The sequence below is a fragment of the Pseudomonas sp. R43(2017) genome (assembly GCF_002112345.1).
GTDB classification, from domain to species: domain Bacteria; phylum Pseudomonadota; class Gammaproteobacteria; order Pseudomonadales; family Pseudomonadaceae; genus Aquipseudomonas; species Aquipseudomonas kribbensis.
In genome coordinates, this window is record NZ_NEHJ01000004.1 from 375,084 (window position 1) to 391,183 (window position 16,100).

The 16,100-nt window shown below is 60.6% G+C and carries 14 protein-coding genes; 8 read left to right on the forward strand and 6 right to left on the reverse strand.

The features are described from left to right. Positions 1–12 precede the first annotated feature (12 nt). The 3 genes from CAG02_RS13705 to groL all read left to right on the forward strand — a co-directional run bounded on the left by CAG02_RS13705 (position 13) and on the right by groL (position 2,740). Positions 13–489 carry an FxsA family protein gene (locus CAG02_RS13705; protein WP_085709542.1) on the forward strand — a complete coding sequence of 159 codons (477 nt, stop codon included), beginning with the start codon at positions 13–15 and terminating at the stop codon, positions 487–489. 259 nt (positions 490–748) lie between these two features. Continuing rightward, complete coding sequence (locus CAG02_RS13710; RefSeq protein WP_011335724.1) at positions 749–1,042, forward strand: co-chaperone GroES; 294 nt, start codon at positions 749–751, stop codon at positions 1,040–1,042. A gap of 51 nt (positions 1,043–1,093) precedes the next feature. Continuing rightward, positions 1,094–2,740 carry a chaperonin GroEL gene (gene groL, locus CAG02_RS13715; protein WP_085709543.1) on the forward strand — a complete coding sequence of 549 codons (1,647 nt, stop codon included), beginning with the start codon at positions 1,094–1,096 and terminating at the stop codon, positions 2,738–2,740. A 90-nt stretch (positions 2,741–2,830) separates the two neighbouring features. On the opposite strand, the gene CAG02_RS13720 is transcribed toward groL, so the two are convergent. Both CAG02_RS13720 and CAG02_RS13725 read right to left on the reverse strand, forming a co-directional pair. Beyond that, entirely contained in the window at positions 2,831–3,574 is a 744-nt protein-coding gene (locus tag CAG02_RS13720) for a phosphatase PAP2 family protein (protein WP_085709544.1), read from the reverse strand. Positions 3,575–3,626: 52 nt separating this feature from the next. After that, positions 3,627–5,576, reverse strand: a complete 1,950-nt coding sequence (locus CAG02_RS13725) for an LTA synthase family protein (protein WP_085709545.1) — start codon at positions 5,574–5,576, stop codon at positions 3,627–3,629. A 203-nt stretch (positions 5,577–5,779) separates the two neighbouring features. Between CAG02_RS13725 and colR the strand changes: the two genes are divergently transcribed. From colR to CAG02_RS13750, 5 genes are all read left to right on the forward strand, one after another. Then, positions 5,780–6,463, forward strand: a complete 684-nt coding sequence (colR, locus tag CAG02_RS13730) for a two-component system response regulator ColR (RefSeq protein WP_085709546.1) — start codon at positions 5,780–5,782, stop codon at positions 6,461–6,463. Beyond that, on the forward strand, positions 6,453–7,727 hold the full coding sequence (locus CAG02_RS13735) for a HAMP domain-containing sensor histidine kinase (protein ID WP_085709547.1): 1,275 nt from the start codon (positions 6,453–6,455) through the stop codon (positions 7,725–7,727). The genes colR and CAG02_RS13735 overlap by 11 nt, the downstream gene beginning before the upstream one ends. Positions 7,728–7,887: 160 nt before the next feature. Continuing rightward, positions 7,888–8,556, forward strand: a complete 669-nt coding sequence (locus tag CAG02_RS13740; protein WP_085709742.1) for a class I SAM-dependent methyltransferase — start codon at positions 7,888–7,890, stop codon at positions 8,554–8,556. Between the two features lie 4 nt (positions 8,557–8,560). After that, a complete protein-coding gene (locus CAG02_RS13745) occupies positions 8,561–9,274 on the forward strand; it encodes a lipopolysaccharide kinase InaA family protein (protein WP_085709548.1) in 714 nt (237 codons plus the stop codon). A gap of 2 nt (positions 9,275–9,276) precedes the next feature. After that, entirely contained in the window at positions 9,277–9,504 is a 228-nt protein-coding gene (locus CAG02_RS13750; protein ID WP_085709549.1) for a hypothetical protein, read from the forward strand. Positions 9,505–9,571: 67 nt separating this feature from the next. Here the strand turns inward: CAG02_RS13750 and CAG02_RS13755 are convergent, their stop codons facing one another. The 4 genes from CAG02_RS13755 to CAG02_RS13770 form a co-directional block, all read right to left on the reverse strand. Then, positions 9,572–12,607: a multidrug efflux RND transporter permease subunit gene (locus CAG02_RS13755; protein ID WP_085709550.1), complete on the reverse strand. Its 3,036-nt coding sequence runs from the start codon at positions 12,605–12,607 to the stop codon at positions 9,572–9,574. 13 nt (positions 12,608–12,620) lie between these two features. Beyond that, the gene (locus tag CAG02_RS13760) at positions 12,621–13,769 is read right to left on the reverse strand and encodes an efflux RND transporter periplasmic adaptor subunit (RefSeq protein ID WP_085709551.1); all 1,149 of its coding nucleotides are present in this window, start codon (positions 13,767–13,769) and stop codon (positions 12,621–12,623) included. A gap of 146 nt (positions 13,770–13,915) precedes the next feature. After that, positions 13,916–15,016: a DUF1513 domain-containing protein gene (locus CAG02_RS13765; RefSeq protein WP_085709552.1), complete on the reverse strand. Its 1,101-nt coding sequence runs from the start codon at positions 15,014–15,016 to the stop codon at positions 13,916–13,918. A gap of 14 nt (positions 15,017–15,030) precedes the next feature. After that, positions 15,031–16,095 (reverse strand): imelysin family protein, encoded by a 1,065-nt coding sequence (locus tag CAG02_RS13770; RefSeq protein WP_085709553.1) that lies wholly within the window; start codon positions 16,093–16,095, stop codon positions 15,031–15,033. Between the last annotated feature and the right edge of the window lie 5 nt (positions 16,096–16,100).

Here is a 16,100-nt window from a genome sequence, read left to right on the forward strand (position 1 = left end):
GAGGAAACTTTGATGCGCCCTTTTTTGTTGCTCTTTCTGCTGTTCCCGGTGTTGGAGCTGTTCGTATTCGTCAAAGTGGCAGGTTCGATCGGATTTTTCCCGGCCCTGCTGCTGATCATTCTCGGCTCGATGTTCGGCGTATTCGTGCTGCGTATCGCCGGACTGGCCACCGCCCTGCGTGCCCGTGAAAGCCTGAACCGCGGCGAACTGCCTGCGCAGACCATGCTCGAAGGCCTGATGCTGGCCCTGGCCGGTGGCCTGCTGATCCTGCCGGGTTTCATCAGCGACGTGGCCGGTCTGATCCTGCTGTTGCCGTTCAGCCGTCGTCTGTTCGCCAACAAGATGCGCCAGCGCGCCGAAGAACAGGCCATGCGTCAGCGTGCGTTCGCCGATGACCTGCAACCTCGCGGCGGTCCCGCACCGCGCCAGCCCCTTGGCCGCGAAGGCGATGTGATCGAAGGAGAGTTCGAACACCGCGACACCAAGTAACTTCTGCACTCACACGGCACCTTCGGGTGCCGTGTTCGTTTACGGCCGCGCACATGACGAGCCGCGATGAAAAAATTTTAGGCCTGCCCTTGTAATGAGCTTATGCGCCCTTATGTATCGGTCACCGAAAGGTTTCCGGTATTTGAACCGGACAGACTTCCGCGGTTCGCTCGACGAGCCGCAACCGGCGCAGGCCGGATTCGTTAAACCCGCCGGGACTACACCGGCCGATGAAAACCACAATTAGGAGAGATCGACAATGAAGCTTCGTCCTCTGCATGACCGCGTCGTCATCCGTCGCAGCGAAGAAGAAAAGAAAACCGCTGGCGGTATCGTCCTGCCAGGTTCGGCTGCCGAGAAAGCCAACCACGGTGAGATTCTGGCTGTAGGCCCGGGCAAGGCACTGGAAAGCGGTGAAGTGCGCGCACTGTCCGTGAAAGTGGGCGACAAGGTTGTGTTCGGTCCGTACTCCGGCAGCAACACCGTGAAAGTCGACGGCGAAGACCTGCTGGTAATGAGCGAGAACGAAATCCTCGCCGTTATCGAAGGCTGATTACCCCCGTTCATTTTCCCGCTACTACAAAGTATTTAAGGAATATCGATCATGGCTGCTAAAGAAGTTAAATTCGGCGATTCCGCCCGCAAGAAAATGCTGGTTGGCGTAAACGTCCTGGCTGACGCGGTAAAAGCGACCCTGGGCCCGAAAGGCCGTAACGTGATCCTCGAGAAGAGCTTCGGCGCTCCGACCATCACCAAGGACGGCGTTTCCGTTGCCAAGGAAATCGAGCTGGAAGACCGTTTCGAAAACATGGGCGCGCAGCTGGTCAAAGACGTTGCCTCCCGTGCCAACGATGACGCTGGTGACGGTACTACCACCGCTACCGTTCTGGCTCAGTCGATCGTCAACGAAGGCCTGAAAGCCGTCGCTGCCGGCATGAACCCGATGGACCTGAAGCGCGGTATCGACAAAGCGACCATCGCTGTCGTTGCCGAGCTGAAAAAGCTGTCCGCGCCATGCACCGACACTAAAGCGATCGCCCAGGTTGGCACCATCTCCGCCAACTCCGACAACTCCATCGGCGACATCATTGCCGAAGCCATGGAAAAAGTCGGTAAAGAAGGCGTGATCACCGTTGAAGAAGGCTCGGGCCTGGAAAACGAACTGTCGGTCGTAGAAGGCATGCAGTTCGACCGTGGCTACCTGTCCCCGTACTTCGTCAACAAGCCGGAAACCATGGTTGCCGAGCTGGAAGGCGCGCTGATCCTGCTGGTCGACAAGAAGATCTCGAACATCCGCGAAATGCTGCCAGTGCTGGAAGCCGTTGCCAAAGCCGGCCGTCCACTGCTGATCGTTGCCGAAGACGTTGAAGGCGAAGCCCTGGCGACTCTGGTTGTGAACAACATGCGTGGCATCGTCAAAGTCGCAGCCGTCAAGGCTCCAGGCTTCGGCGACCGTCGCAAGGCCATGCTGCAGGACATCGCCGTTCTGACCGGCGGTACCGTTATCTCCGAAGAGATCGGCCTGAGCCTGGAAAGCACCACTCTGGAACACCTGGGCAGCGCCAAGCGCGTGACCCTGTCCAAGGAAAACACCATCATCGTTGACGGTGCCGGCGTTGAAGGCGACATCCAGGCGCGTATCGCTCAGATCCGTGCCCAGGTTGCCGAGACTTCCTCGGACTACGACCGTGAAAAACTGCAAGAGCGTCTGGCCAAGCTGTCCGGCGGCGTTGCGGTGATCAAAGTTGGCGCCGGTTCCGAAGTAGAAATGAAAGAGAAGAAAGCCCGCGTTGAAGACGCCCTGCACGCAACCCGCGCAGCCGTTGAAGAAGGCGTGGTACCTGGCGGTGGCGTTGCGCTGATCCGCGCTCTGAACGCGATCATCAACCTGAAAGGCGACAACGCCGACCAGGACGTAGGTATCGCTGTTCTGCGTCGTGCCGTTGAAGCACCGCTGCGTCAGATCGCTGCCAACAGCGGCGACGAGCCAAGCGTTGTGGTCAACGAAGTCAAGAACGGCAAAGGTAACTTCGGTTACAACGCTGCGACTGGCGAATACGGCGACATGATCGAAATGGGCATCCTGGACCCAACCAAGGTAACCCGTTCCGCTCTGCAAGCTGCATCGTCGATCGGCGGTCTGATTCTGACCACCGAAGCCGCTGTTGCTGACGCACCGAAGAAAGAAGGTGCAGTAGGCGGCGGTATGCCGGACATGGGCGGCATGGGTGGCATGGGCGGCATGATGTAAGCCAGCCTTACCCGGAAACGAAAAACCCCGCCTGCGATGAGCAGGCGGGGTTTTTTAATGTCCTGATTTTGTTATCTGGCGTTTGAGTAATCAGGCGTTTACCGGTTGTGCCTTCATGACCGCTTCAGCTTTCACGGTCGGGCGATACAGCACCCAGTAATACGACCCCAGGCAGATCAGCCAGCAGAAAATCGCCGTCCACACGTTGTGCGAAAAAAAGTGCGCGCCCTGCATCATCCGGCTGATCGAGAACACCGAGCCCAGCGCAAATGCGAAGATGAACGCCTGTCGCGCCAGTCGCGGGCGACGATCCCGCAGCACGAAGAACAGCGCAAACAAGGTGAACCCCGTAGCCGCATGACCACCAGGCCAGCAGCGCCCGGGCTTGTCGGTCGGCGGGCGGTGATCCAGCAGTTTGCTGTAGGTCTCATGGCCGCCGAACTGCTCGAGGCTCCACGGGCACTGCACGGCGGTGACGGCTTTCATCGGTGTCACGAACGAAGTCGCCAAGCCCAGGGACAGCACCAGACAGCCCAATTCACGCTTGTACGGTTTGATCTGGTCGATGAAAAACGCACCGATGAAACCGATGACGGCGAACACCGAAAACGCGATCACCACCTGCTTGGCGCGATCGTGAAGGATGTTTTCCAGGAAGTAACTGTGGCGCCCGATGAAGTCGCCGGCGGCGGGGTCGTAGAACATCCGCGCCAGGTTCATGTCCAGATCGGTGAGTTCCAGCAGGATCAGAAGAGCGGCCGCGACGGCGGGAATCCCCAGGCACAGCCAGAAGTTCAGCGGGCGAGGGGCAGGGCGTACAACGCTTGATGACATGACAGGTCCAGAACGGGAAAACGCCCCGGAGCATCAGTCCGGGGCGCTTCGATTAACGATCGCTGACTTGCGCGGCACCCTCCTTGGGTGCTTTCCAGCCAAGCAGCTGTTGCTTGAAGCCATAACTGGCGGTTTGGTAATACGAGATGGCGCGGCTGACCAGCGGGTCGTCGCTGTTGACCCGGGACTCGCGGCTTTCGGTCAGTGCGTCGTCATGCCGACGCAGACCCTGGCGCGGGCTGAGGATCGCCAGATCCTTGCCGTCGAACAGCCCCAGATGCTGATAGTTGCCCACCACGACCCGAGGTGGCAGCGGGTTATCCTGCAGCAGGTTGCGGCCGAAGAACGTCGATTGGTAGTCCAGGTTCAACAGCCCCAGCAGCGTCGGCGCGAGGTCGATCTGGCTGGCCAGTTGTGCGTTTTCCCGTGCTTCGATCAGCTTCGGTGCATAGATGAACAGCGGGATCTGGTAGTTGGTGATCGGCAGGTCTTCCTTGCCCGCGCTGCCGGCGGTGTGGTCGGCGACGAAGATGAAAATCGTGTTGTCGAACCACGGTTTCTGCCGCGCCTGCTCCAGGAACTGGCCGATGGCGTAGTCGGTGTACTTCACCGCACCATCGCGACCGTTGCCGGATTTGATGTCGATGCGGTTTTCCGGGTAGGTGTACGGGCGATGGTTCGAGGTCGTCATCAGCTGCAACAGGAAAGGTTGCTGCTTGGCGTAGTCGGCGTCCGCCAGCTTCAGCGTCTGCTTGTACAGATCCTCGTCGGCCATGCCCCAGGCATTCTTGAAGTGGATTTCCGACTCATCGACGCTGCTCTGGTCGACAACGCGATAGCCGTTGCCACTGAAGAACGCGTTCATGTTGTCGAAGTAGCCACGGCCACCGTAGACGAACACGCTGTCATAGCCGACCGCGCTCAATTGCTGGCCGAGGCTGGCAAAACCGCTTTCGCGACCGATGCGCTTGACGATCGAACGGCCCGGCGTCGGTGGAATGGCCAAAGTGATGGCTTCCAGACCCCGGTCGGTACGGGTGCCGGTGGCGTAGAAATTATTGAAGTACAGGCTCTGCTTGCGCAACGCGTCGAGGTTCGGCGTCAGGTTGCGGCCATCACCATTGCTGCCCAGGTATTTGGCGCTGAGACTTTCGATGGTCACCAGCACGATGTTCGGCTTGCGGGTGACGCCCGGGTTGTCGATATCGCGACGGATGTCCTGCGGATCCTGACCGACGAAGCGGGCATTGGGCTCGTTCAGTTCGGCACGCATCTGACCGGCGACTTTGTCCGCTGGCAGGCTCTTGTAGAACTGGCTGTAGTCCAGCTCGTTATTACGGAACGCAGCGAAGAACTGATAAGGGCCGTTGCTCGCCAGTTCGTTCTGATAGGCGTTGCCGCCCTGGGCGCGCGGGGCGTCCTGGCTGATCAGTTGCAGACTCAGACCCGCGACCACCAGCAAGACCAATGCATTGAGCAGCCGCCCGCGCAATGGCGGCAGCGGGGCATCCAGTGCCGCGTTGAACGGTTTGCGCAGCGCGAAACTCAACGCGATGGCCAGCACCGCCAGGATGCTCAGCAACTTGCCGATCGGGTAGGACTCCAGCACGTTGTTCAGCACTTCGTCGGAATACACCAGATAATCGACGGCGATGAAGTTGAAGCGAACCCCGAACTCATCCCAGAACAGCCACTCGGCCACCGCCGTGAACAGCATGGCGTACAGGCTGACCGTCAGCAGTCCCTGCAGGAACCAGCGGTGACCGCGCCGCCGCCACAGGCCCGGCGGGCACAGCAGCAGATACAGGCCCATCGGCAGGGCCGCGTAGGCGAGAAAGACCAGGTCGTAGACCAGGCCGACGCCGAACACGGACAGCGCACCGCCACCGGCCTCATCCAGATGAGTCAGCAGCAGTACGGTGCGGGTGAGGAGAAACACGACCAGCCAGGCGCCGGTGACCAACAACAGATAGCGCATAGGCGCTGTCTTGAAGAAACCCATTGTTTTCTTTTCCTTTTATCAATGGCGCGGGAGTTTCGCGGCGCCACTGTAGTCAGGTTGTGAATCGATAGTGAAAACTTTGTTAAAGATTTATTTCGTCCGGGCAATTTCATCCGCCGGGGCACCAGCGCTGGCCCTGAACCGAAACAGGCCTTAAGCTGCGCGGGCCATAACGGCCGTTACTGTGTACGGAAGAGGTGCCCATGCGAATTCTATTGGTCGAAGACAACCGCGATATCCTGGCCAACCTGGCCGATTACCTGGGCCTGAAAGGCTATACCGTCGATTGCGCCCAGGACGGTCTGTCGGGCCTGCATCTGGCAGCCACCGAGCACTATGACCTGATCGTGCTCGACATCATGTTGCCGGGCATCGACGGCTACACCCTGTGCAAACGCCTGCGTGAAGACGCCCGCCGCGACACGCCGGTGATCATGCTCACTGCCCGCGATCAGCTCGATGATCGTTTGCAGGGCTTCAAGTCCGGGGCTGACGATTACCTGGTCAAGCCTTTCGCGCTGTCGGAACTGGCTGCACGAATCGAAGCCGTGATGCGCCGCACCCAGGGCGGCGGTCGTCGCTCCTTGCAGGTCGGCGACTTGAGCTATGACCTCGACACGCTGGAAGTGACCCGCGAAGGCAAGCTGCTCAAGCTCAACCCGGTGGGCCTGAAACTGCTCGCGGTTCTGATGCAGAAGAGCCCGCACGTCCTGCGTCGGGAAATTCTCGAAGAGGCCCTGTGGGGCGACGATTGCCCGGACAGCGACAGCCTGCGCAGCCACGTCCACCAATTGCGTCAGGTGATCGACAAACCGTTCGCCAAACCACTGCTGCACACCGTGCACGGCGTGGGTTATCGCTTGGCCGAGGGCCGCGATGGAGTTTAAGCAGAGCCTTGCCCAGCGGATCATCATCGCCTTTGCGCTGATGAGCGCACTGGTGGCGGGGGCCTTCGCCATGGGCATCGTCGCGACCGTGCACCTGGTGGAAGAGAAACTGATTTCTGCTGGATTGGGCGGTGATCTGCAGCGTCTGTTGCTGATGGACAACGTTTCGGACTGGAGCCATCGGCCGGAGCCGGACCAGTTGTTCTATTTCAGCGGCGGCCCGGGGGACTTCGAGTTGCCCAAGGACCTGCGGCATCTGGATTCGGGGTTCCACGAAGTCTTCCGTGAACAGCTGTCCTATCACGCAATGGTCGAAATCGTCGACGGTCGGCGTTACGTGCTGTTGCAGGATCAAAGCGATTTCGAAGAGCGCGAGCGCGTACTGTTTGCCGTGGTGCTGGTGGGCTTCGTGCTCAGTCTGGCGCTGGCGGTTTTCCTCGGCTGGGTGCTGGCGCGCAAGGTGATGGCACCGGTGGTCCGGTTGGCGCGTCAGGTGCGTCATCGCGATCAGTTGCTGGGGCTGGCCCCGCCGCTGGCGCCGGACTACGCCGCTGACGAAGTGGGTGAACTGGCGGTGGCCTTCGATGCGACGCTGGGGCGCTTGCGTCAGGCTTTGACCCGTGAGCGGTTGTTCACCAGTGACGTCAGCCACGAATTGCGCACACCGCTGATGGTATTGGCCACCTCCTGTGAACTGCTGCTGGAAAACCCGGGCATCGATCAGCGCGGCCGCGCCCAGGTCGAGCGTATTGCTCGTGCCAGCGAAGAAATGCGCGAACTGGTGCAGACCTTCCTGATGCTGGCCCGTGCCCAGCGCGAAGATGCGGGGGCGGCGCCGCGGCACAGTCTGGGTCAGGTGGCGGACAATCTGCTGGGCGTGTGGCGCGAGCCGATCGAATCCAAGGGGCTGAAGCTGATTTTCGAGCCGGGCAATCCGCCGGACACCCTTTACAACGCCACACTGCTCAATGCCGTGATGGGTAACCTGCTGCGTAATGCCCTGCACTACACCGAGCAGGGTTTCATTCGGCTGACGCTCAACGATAACGGCTTCGTGGTCGAGGACTCGGGTGTAGGCATTCCCGAGGAAAAGCGCGAGGAAATGTTCAAACCGTTCGTGCGCGGCAGCGAAAAACGCGGAGAAGGCCTTGGACTGGGGTTGTCACTGGTGCAGCGCATCTGTGAAAACCAGGGCTGGAGCGTCACTTTGAGTACGATGGAGCCCAATGGCTGCCGTTTCGAGGTAGATCTGGGCAAACAGTAATCCCTCCCAAATGGCACAAAAAAGCTGCCAACCTGAACGAAACCTGTATAACCTTGAAATAGTTCGTGGGTTTACGCGACGTTTTTTTCACAAAGGGATGACCTGACGCTGACACGCCCCTGCATAAGGTGGGGATATCAGCAATTCAGGAGTCCCGATGATGGCCGGCCCGATCAAACTCGATTTTTCCGAGAAGTACGACGACAACCATGCGCAGAAATATCTGCGCAAGCACCAGGATGGCCTGGGGCGTCGCCTGTCCAACTGGCGTGATCAGCAGTTGGCCCGCAAGGCGCTGACGCTGGTTGGCGAGCCGGGACTGGTGCTGGATCTGCCGTGCGGTGCCGGACGTTTCTGGCCGTTGCTGGCAGAAAAGCCCAATCGGGTAATCATCGGGGCAGACAATTCCGAGTCGATGATCAAGACGGCGATGCAGGCCCAGCCGGCGGATGTGGTGAAGCGGGTACAACCCTTGCACACCTCGGCGTTTGATATCGCGCTGCCTGACAACTCCGTGGACAGCATTTTCTGCATGCGTCTGCTGCACCATATCGGCGAGGCCGAGCATCGGCGGACGATTTTGCGCGAGTTCGAACGGGTTACCCGGGACAGTGTGATCGTTTCATTGTGGGTAGATGGCAATTTCAAGGCCTGGAAACGCAAGCGCGCGGAGAAACGCCGCGGCCAGGAAGGTTATCAGAACCGGTTTGTGCTACCGGCCGCTACGGTTGAAAAGGAATTCGAAGAGGCAGGATTCAGGATCCAGGAACAACTGGACTTCATTCCGCTCTATGCCATGTGGCGAGTTTACGTACTACGCAAGAGGTAAGAGGATGGCAGTGCAATTTGCAGCAGAAACGGAAGTTGCTCCCCAGGATCGCTTTGACTATTACTGGAACCAGCGCGGTGAGTGGGTGGAAGAACCCAACGTGCGTCGTGGTGGCGAAAGTGGCGTGCAGCGGGTGGTGGGGCGCGATGGTCAACTGCTGTATGCCAAACGCCAGACAGGACATATCTATCGCAGCTGGTTGCATCCGTTCGGCCGACCGACCGTATTGCGTGAACTGGATGCGCTGACCGGCGTAGCCAGACTTGGCGTCCGGGTGCCGGAAATCGTTTTTTGCGGGGCCCAGCCTGATCCGCAGCACAAGTGGCGGGCGTTGCTGGTCACCAAGTCGCTGGACGGTTTCCAGGAGCTTGAACAGTGGGAAGCGGCAGGTGGTCGCGAGCAGTACGGTGAAGCCGTGTATGAACGCGTGCTCAAGGACCTCGCCGAAAACCTGGCCCGCATGCACCAGGGCCGCTGGCAGCACAGCTGCATTTACATCAAGCACGTCTTTGTCCGCGTCACCGGCGAAGGCGACTCGGTCAAGGTCGAAGTGGCCCTGATCGATCTGGAAAAATGCCGTCAGCGTTTGACCGCTTATCGTGCGGCCTCCCATGACATGAAACAATTGCGCCGCCACTCGTCGTTCAGCCCTACGGACTGGAAAAAACTCGTCTATTTTTATGAGACGGCGTTTGGCAGCGCTATCAAGGGTTTATAGCGATGAAACTAGAAATTGCGCGAGGTTTGTTTCTGGTAGGAACCTTGGCAGTTGCATCTTTGGCGGTGGCGGCCTGGGAACAGCCACGCATGCAAGTGATCGGGGCATCGAGCAGCGATGCCCATTGTCCGATGCCGCGGGTGGCGAAAGCCTCCGTGGCAACCAAGCCTGACCATGATTTGCTGCTGTTCATGTTCGGGCTTTCTCAAGGGATGAGGCCGCAGAGTTGAATCGATTGAAGAGTGCCAAAGGCCTCGCAGATGCGAGGCCTTTTTTGTGCGCGTGTGAAAACGGCGGTTACGGGGCGGGTGCGGGATCGGGTTTGGCCAGCACGGTGTAGACACAGGGCAGGACGAACAGCGTAAACAAGGTCCCGATCGACATCCCGGTGGCAATCACCGTGCCGATATCGAAACGGCTCACCGCACCCGCGCCACTGGCGATGATCAACGGCACCATGCCGAACACCATGGCGGCGGTGGTCATCAGCACCGGCCGCAAGCGAATCGCCGCTGCCTCTTCAACCGCCTCGCGGGCCGTCAGGCCTTTTTCCTTGCGCAACTGGTTGGCGAATTCGACGATCAGGATTCCGTGCTTGCTGATCAGACCAATCAGCGTCACCAGTCCGACCTGGGTGTAGATGTTCATGCTCGACCAGCCGAGGAACAGCGGAATCAGCGCCCCGCAAATCGACAACGGTACGGTCACCAGAATCACCAGCGGATCCCGGAAACTCTCGAACTGCGCCGCCAGCACCAGGAAAATGATCGCCAGTGCCAGGGCGAAGGTGACCCACAGCGCACTGCCTTCCTGCACGAACTGCCGCGAGGCACCGCCGTAGTCGAAGGCAAAACCGGCAGGTGCTTCTTCCCGGGCGATCTGCACGACGCTGTCGATGGCCTCGCCCATGCTGACCAGCGGGAACCCTGACAGCTTCGCCGCGTTGAGTTGCTGGAACTGGTTGAGCTGTCGCGGACGTGCCCGGTCGGTCACGGTGATCAGGGTCGACAGTGGCAGCAACTCGCCCTGGGTGTTTTTCACGTAGTAGTTGTTCAGCCAGTCCGGGTTGTCGCGATAGGCCCGTTCAACCTGGGCGATCACCTTGTAGCTGCGACCCTCGATGGTGAACCGGTTGATCTCCGCCTCGCCGAGCAAGGTGGCGAGCGTGCCGCCCAGATCCTGCATCGACACGCCCATCTGCGCCGCTTTCGCACGGTCGATATCGACCACCACTTCCGGTTTGTCGAAGGCCAGGTCGAGGTCGACGAAGGCGAACTTGCCCGACTCCATCGCACGCTTCTTGATCCGGTCAGCCACTTGCAGCAACAGCTCGTAGTCGTTGGCCGTGTTGATCACGAATTCGAACGGCAGGCCCTCGCCGGTGCCGGGCAGGGAGGGCAGGTTGAAGCCGAAGATCTGCAAACCCGGGATGCTGCCGAGCTTGCCCTGCACCTCGGGAAGAATCTGCATCTGGGTGCGGCTGCGTTCGTTCCATGGTTTGAGCAGGAAACCGCCGATGCCGCTCTGCACACCGTTGTAGCCGTTGATCTGGAACGAGGAGTAGTACTCCGGGAATTCCTTGAAGATCTTCACGAATTCTTCGGTGTAGGTGTTCAGGTAATCGAGGTTGGTCGGTTGCGGCGCGTTGGCCATCATGAAAATGATGCCCTGGTCTTCGTCCGGCGCCAGTTCCGATTTGGTGAACTTGAGCAGCACCGGAATCAGGCACAGCACGATCACCGCAAACACCAGCACCACCGGCCGGGTGTTGAGCGTGCCGTGGAGCATGCTCTGGTAGCGTCGCTTGAGGTTTTCGAAGATGCGGTCAAGTCGGTGGGCAAGTCCGCTGGGGTTTTCCTCGTGACGCAACAGCAGGGCGCACATCATCGGCGACAGTGTCAGGGCGACGATACCGGAAATCACCACGGCCCCGGCGAGTGTCAGCGCGAACTCCTTGAAGAGTGCCCCGGTCAGCCCGGTCAGAAAACCGATCGGCGCATACACCGCCGCCAGGGTGATGGTCATCGACACCACCGGCATCGCGATTTCCCGGGCGCCTTCGAGTGCGGCCTCCAGCGGGGTCTTGCCTTCCTCGATATGCCGGTGGATGTTTTCCACCACGACGATGGCATCGTCCACCACCAGACCGATGGCCAGCACCATCGCCAGCAGGGTCAGCAGGTTGATCGAGTAACCCATCATCTGCATGAAGAACATCACGCCGATCATCGACAGCGGAATGGTCACCACCGGGATCACCACCGAACGCAGGGCGCCGAGAAACAGGAACACCACCACGATCACGATCAGCACCGCTTCGAACAGGGTTTTCACCACTTCGTCGATGGAGGCCTGGATGAACAGCGTGGCGTCGTAGGCGATTTCGCTCTTGAGGTTGGGCGGCAACTGGGCTTCCAGCTCCGGCATGATCTTGCGCACTTCCTTGATCACGTCCAGCGGGTTGGCGCCGGGGGTAGCCTTGATCCCGATGTATACCGAGGGAGTGCCACCGAAGGAACTGATGGAGTTGTAGTTCTCCGCGCCCATTTCCACACGCGCCACATCGCTCAGCAGCACGCGGCTGTCGCCACTGACCTTGAGTGGGATCTTGCCGAAGGCCTCGGCAGACTTCAGTTCGGTATTGGCGTTGATGCTGGTGACCACGTATTCGCCTTTCACTTCGCCGGCAGCGGAGAGGAAGTTGTACTGGCGCACGGCATTGGTCACGTCGCTGGCGCTGAGGCCGAAACCGGCGAGCTTCACCGGGTCGATCCACAGGCGCATGGCGAACACCTGGTTACCCAGAATCTCGGCTTCGGCCATGCCTGGCAGCGTCGCCAGTTTTGGCTGGATCACCCGCGACAGGTAGTCAGTGATCTGCGGGTTGCTCAATTCCTTGCTGAAGAAACTGATGTACATCAGCGCCGAGGCATCGGCGGATTCCTTGCTCAGCACCGGGTCTTCGGCATCCTGCGGCAGTTTGTTCTTCACCTCGTTGGCTTTGGCCAGCAGTTCTGTGAACAAGCGGTCGCTGTTGGAGCCGATGCGTGCGTAGATCGAAATCACCGAGAAGTTCTGGCGACTGACCGAGGTCATGTAGTCGATACCCTCGGCGCTCGCCAGGCTCTGTTGCATCGGCTGGGTGATGTAACCCTGGATGGTTTCGGCGTTGGCCCCGGGATAAGCGGTGGTCACCGTGATCAGGGCGTTTTCCATCTGCGGATACTGGCGCAACGGCAGCTTGCTCCAGGCCTGGAAGCCCAGCAGCACAATCAGCAGGCTGACCACGGTGGCGAGCACCGGGCGGCGAATGAACGGATCGGTAAAGGCCATGAGGATTCCTTGATCAGTCGGCGCGGCGCGGACTGTTCTGCTCGCCGAGGGTCTTGTCTTCGCTGATGGCGATGTGGGCGCCGTTGTCCAGTTTGATCTGGCCGGCCGTTACCACTTGCTCGCCGCTCTGCACGCCCTTGTTGATCATCACCAGGCCCTCGCGGCGCTCACCGGTTTCAATGAAACGGCGCTCGGCGATCAGCACCGGCTGGCCCTTGTCGTCTTTCTCGATGCTGCCGTCCTCGGCTTTTTTCTGCCCGACCACGTAAATCGAGTTGCCGTAGAGGGTGTAGGTGATCGCGCTTTCCGGCACGACGATGTGTTTCTGCGGATCCGGCAGCAGCACTTCAAGGCTGGCGAACATGCCCGGCAGCAACTTGCCATCGGGGTTGGCCAGCGTCGCGCGAACCAGAATGTTGCGGGTGGTGCTTTCGACAATCGGGTTGATCGCGCTGATGGCGCCGGGAAAGTTCTGCCCGGGATATGCGGCTACCGAAATCTGCACCGGTTGGCCGATCGCCAACTTTGGCACTGATTGTTCGGGCACATAGAAGTCGGCGTAGAGGCTGCTCAGATCCTGCAGGGTGGCGATTTTCGTGCCGCTGGCGAGGTAATCGCCGACGTCCACCTGACGAATGCCGATGGTGCCGCTGAACGGTGCGACGATGCGTTTTTTCGCCAGCGACGCATTGAGCTGATTGACCGTGGCCCGGTTCTTTTGCAACACCGCCGACAGTCGGTCGAATTCGCCCTTGGAGATGGCGCTGCTACCGACCAGCTGGCTGCCGCGACCGAAGTCCAGTTGCGCCAGGCCGAGGTCGGCCTTGGCGGTTTCCAGCAGTGCGGATTCGACGGCGCTGTCGAGTTGCAGCAACGGTTGCCCGGCCTTGACCTTCTGGCCTGATTCGAACTTCAGCTCGGTGACGGTGCCGGCGACTTCCAGGCTCAGCTCGACACCTTGCAGCGCCTTGAGCGTGCCGACGGTAGGCAGGCGCATCTGCCACGGGCGCTCGGCGGCTGTGGCCACGGCGACGCTGATCGGTGGTTTCGGTTTGGCAAAGCCCTGGATCATCGTGTAGATCGAGAAGGCCTTGTAACCGGCGAGAAGCAGAACGATCAGCAGTACAACACCCAACATGATCAGCATGCGGCGACGCAGCATATTCCAGTTCCTTGGAGAAAATCAGGCGAGACAGGCGGGCACATTACCCCGACTCCGGCAGGGATTCCAACTGCCAGTTTTTACAGGGTAGGAGGGGGGGAGGTGGAGGAGGGGAGCACCGCCGACCGAACGGCCGGCGGCGATTTTCAGGCCATCAGGTGCAGATGGTTGTCCCAGAGCCCTGCGGGCAGATCCAGCGGTTTGGCGAGCAGCTCATCCTGACGGCAATCGTAATAGCGGCAACGTCCTTGCCCCGAGGTCACGACGAAACCATCCTTCACTGCACCGACGCCGGCGCAGTCGGGTAGCGGTGCATCGAGGCGCACTTCGCCGCTGTCCAGATCCCAGATGAAGAAGCGGTTGCCACGCGGTGCGGTCAGCGCCACCAGACGCAGTTCGCTGTGCACGGCGACGCTGGCGGTGTAGTGCCCCATCGACTGCAACTGATGCTCCGGCACCGGGAACGCCACGAACGGTTGGCCCGGACGCTTGATCGCCAGCAGTTCGGAACGCTCCTGGGAAGGCCCCATGAATTGCTGTCCGGCGACGATGGTGCCGTCGCTGGCGATCCCCAGGTGGCGCACGCTGTTCATCTGCTGGGCGAGGGTTTCCTTGCTCAGCAGGGTGCCATCGCGCTGCATCAGCACCAGGCTCGGTTCCATGGCGTCGAGGTTCATGTCCACCCGGCTTTCGGCTTCGGTGCGGATTCCGCCGTTGGCCACCACCAGGGTTTCGCCGTCAGGCATCCATGACACTTGATGCGGACCGAGACCGTGGGTGGAAATCTCCCCACTGTGCACCAGTCGTTCACCCTCGAACTTGTACACCCCGAGCAGGCCGCGGCCTGGATCAGTGGTGTCGTTTTCGGTGGCGTACAGGTAGTCGCCGCTGTGGTGGATCACCGCGTGGCCGTAGAAATGCCGGTTCGGCTGCGAGGTCACAGTCTGCAGCAACGCACCGTCGCGCAAGTCGATCAGGTAGCTCTCGGTGCCCGGACGCCGGGCGACGAACAGCGCGATCGGCAGCGTCGGGTGATTGATGATGTCGTGGCAGCGCTGGCCGACTTCGGTGGCGAACACTCGCGTGCCGTCCAGCCGATAACCGACGGCGTAGTGCTTGCCGTCGGTGTCGTCCCGCGCCGACAGCAACAGCGGGCTCTGATCCTTGCGCTTGAACAGCGTCCAGCCGCCCAGTGTCACTGCTCCCAGCAGCAAACTACCTAAAGTCAGAGCCTGGCGTCGCAGCATGGCAGATGCCCTCATCAGTCACCGTCGTTGGCGTTGAAGCCCAGTTGGATGCCCAGCGCCTTGGCCAGTTCGCCTTCGTGCAGGCGATGGACGACGTTGAGGCTGTCGTAGATGTCGTTGAGCTGCTGGCGACCGGCGTCGTCTTCGAGCATTTCGGTCAACGAGCGCTGGGTGCTGCCGAACAGTTTGAGCGAGGCTGCGTACGCCGCATCGATCTTGTCCGCCAACGGTTTCTGCTCGGCCGGCAGCAAGCCGCGCAGGCCTTTGTTGTCGACGCCTTCCCACACGGTCTTGGCAGCGGCGAGGCTGGCTTCCATCGCCGTCAGCGACGACTGGCTGCGCCATGCATCGGCCTGGAACGGTTGCGGCACGCCTTTGCTCTGACGGCCCATCGGGGTGCCGAGTTTTTTCTTCAGGGTGTCGAGGGCGGTGACCTGTACCCGCAGCAGATCGGCGATCGCTTCGTGGGAGTCGGCGTAACGCTGGTTGGGGAACTTGCTCATCTGCGCGAGCATGCCGTCGGTGTTGTTCCAGTTGCTCAGAATCTCTTCGGCCAGTTGTTTCTGGCGTTCGCCGATGGCCACCAGCAACGGGCAGTATCTGGCTTTCTGTTCGTCGTTGGCCACGTCAGGCTTGGCGTCGAACAGGATGTATTCGTAGGCCGACAGGCCTTGCACCACAACGCTGGACTTGGCCAGGGCAGCGGCATCGATCTGCGGCTGGGCGGTGACCAGTTGCTCGACCTGGCGTCCGACGAGGTTTTTCTTGTCCGGCCAGAACTGCACCTGCCACGAGCGGTTGCCCTCGGACAGCGGGCCGATCAGCAGCGGTTGCAGTTCGGCCCAGGCTTTCTGCGCGTGCAGGAAGTCGGCGCGGGCGGTTTCCAGGTTTTCCTTGCCCTGGCAGTAGGCGAGGGCGCTGACGGCCAGTTGCCGGTCAGCCTCGACCCAGCGGGTGTAGGTCGGCAGGATCACCGATTTGGCGATGGCGGCCGAGGTGACGGCTTGCGGATCCTGCGGTGAGCAGGCGCCGAGGGCCAGTGCGGCAAGGCTGGTGAACAACAGCTTGGGACGGAACATGTCGG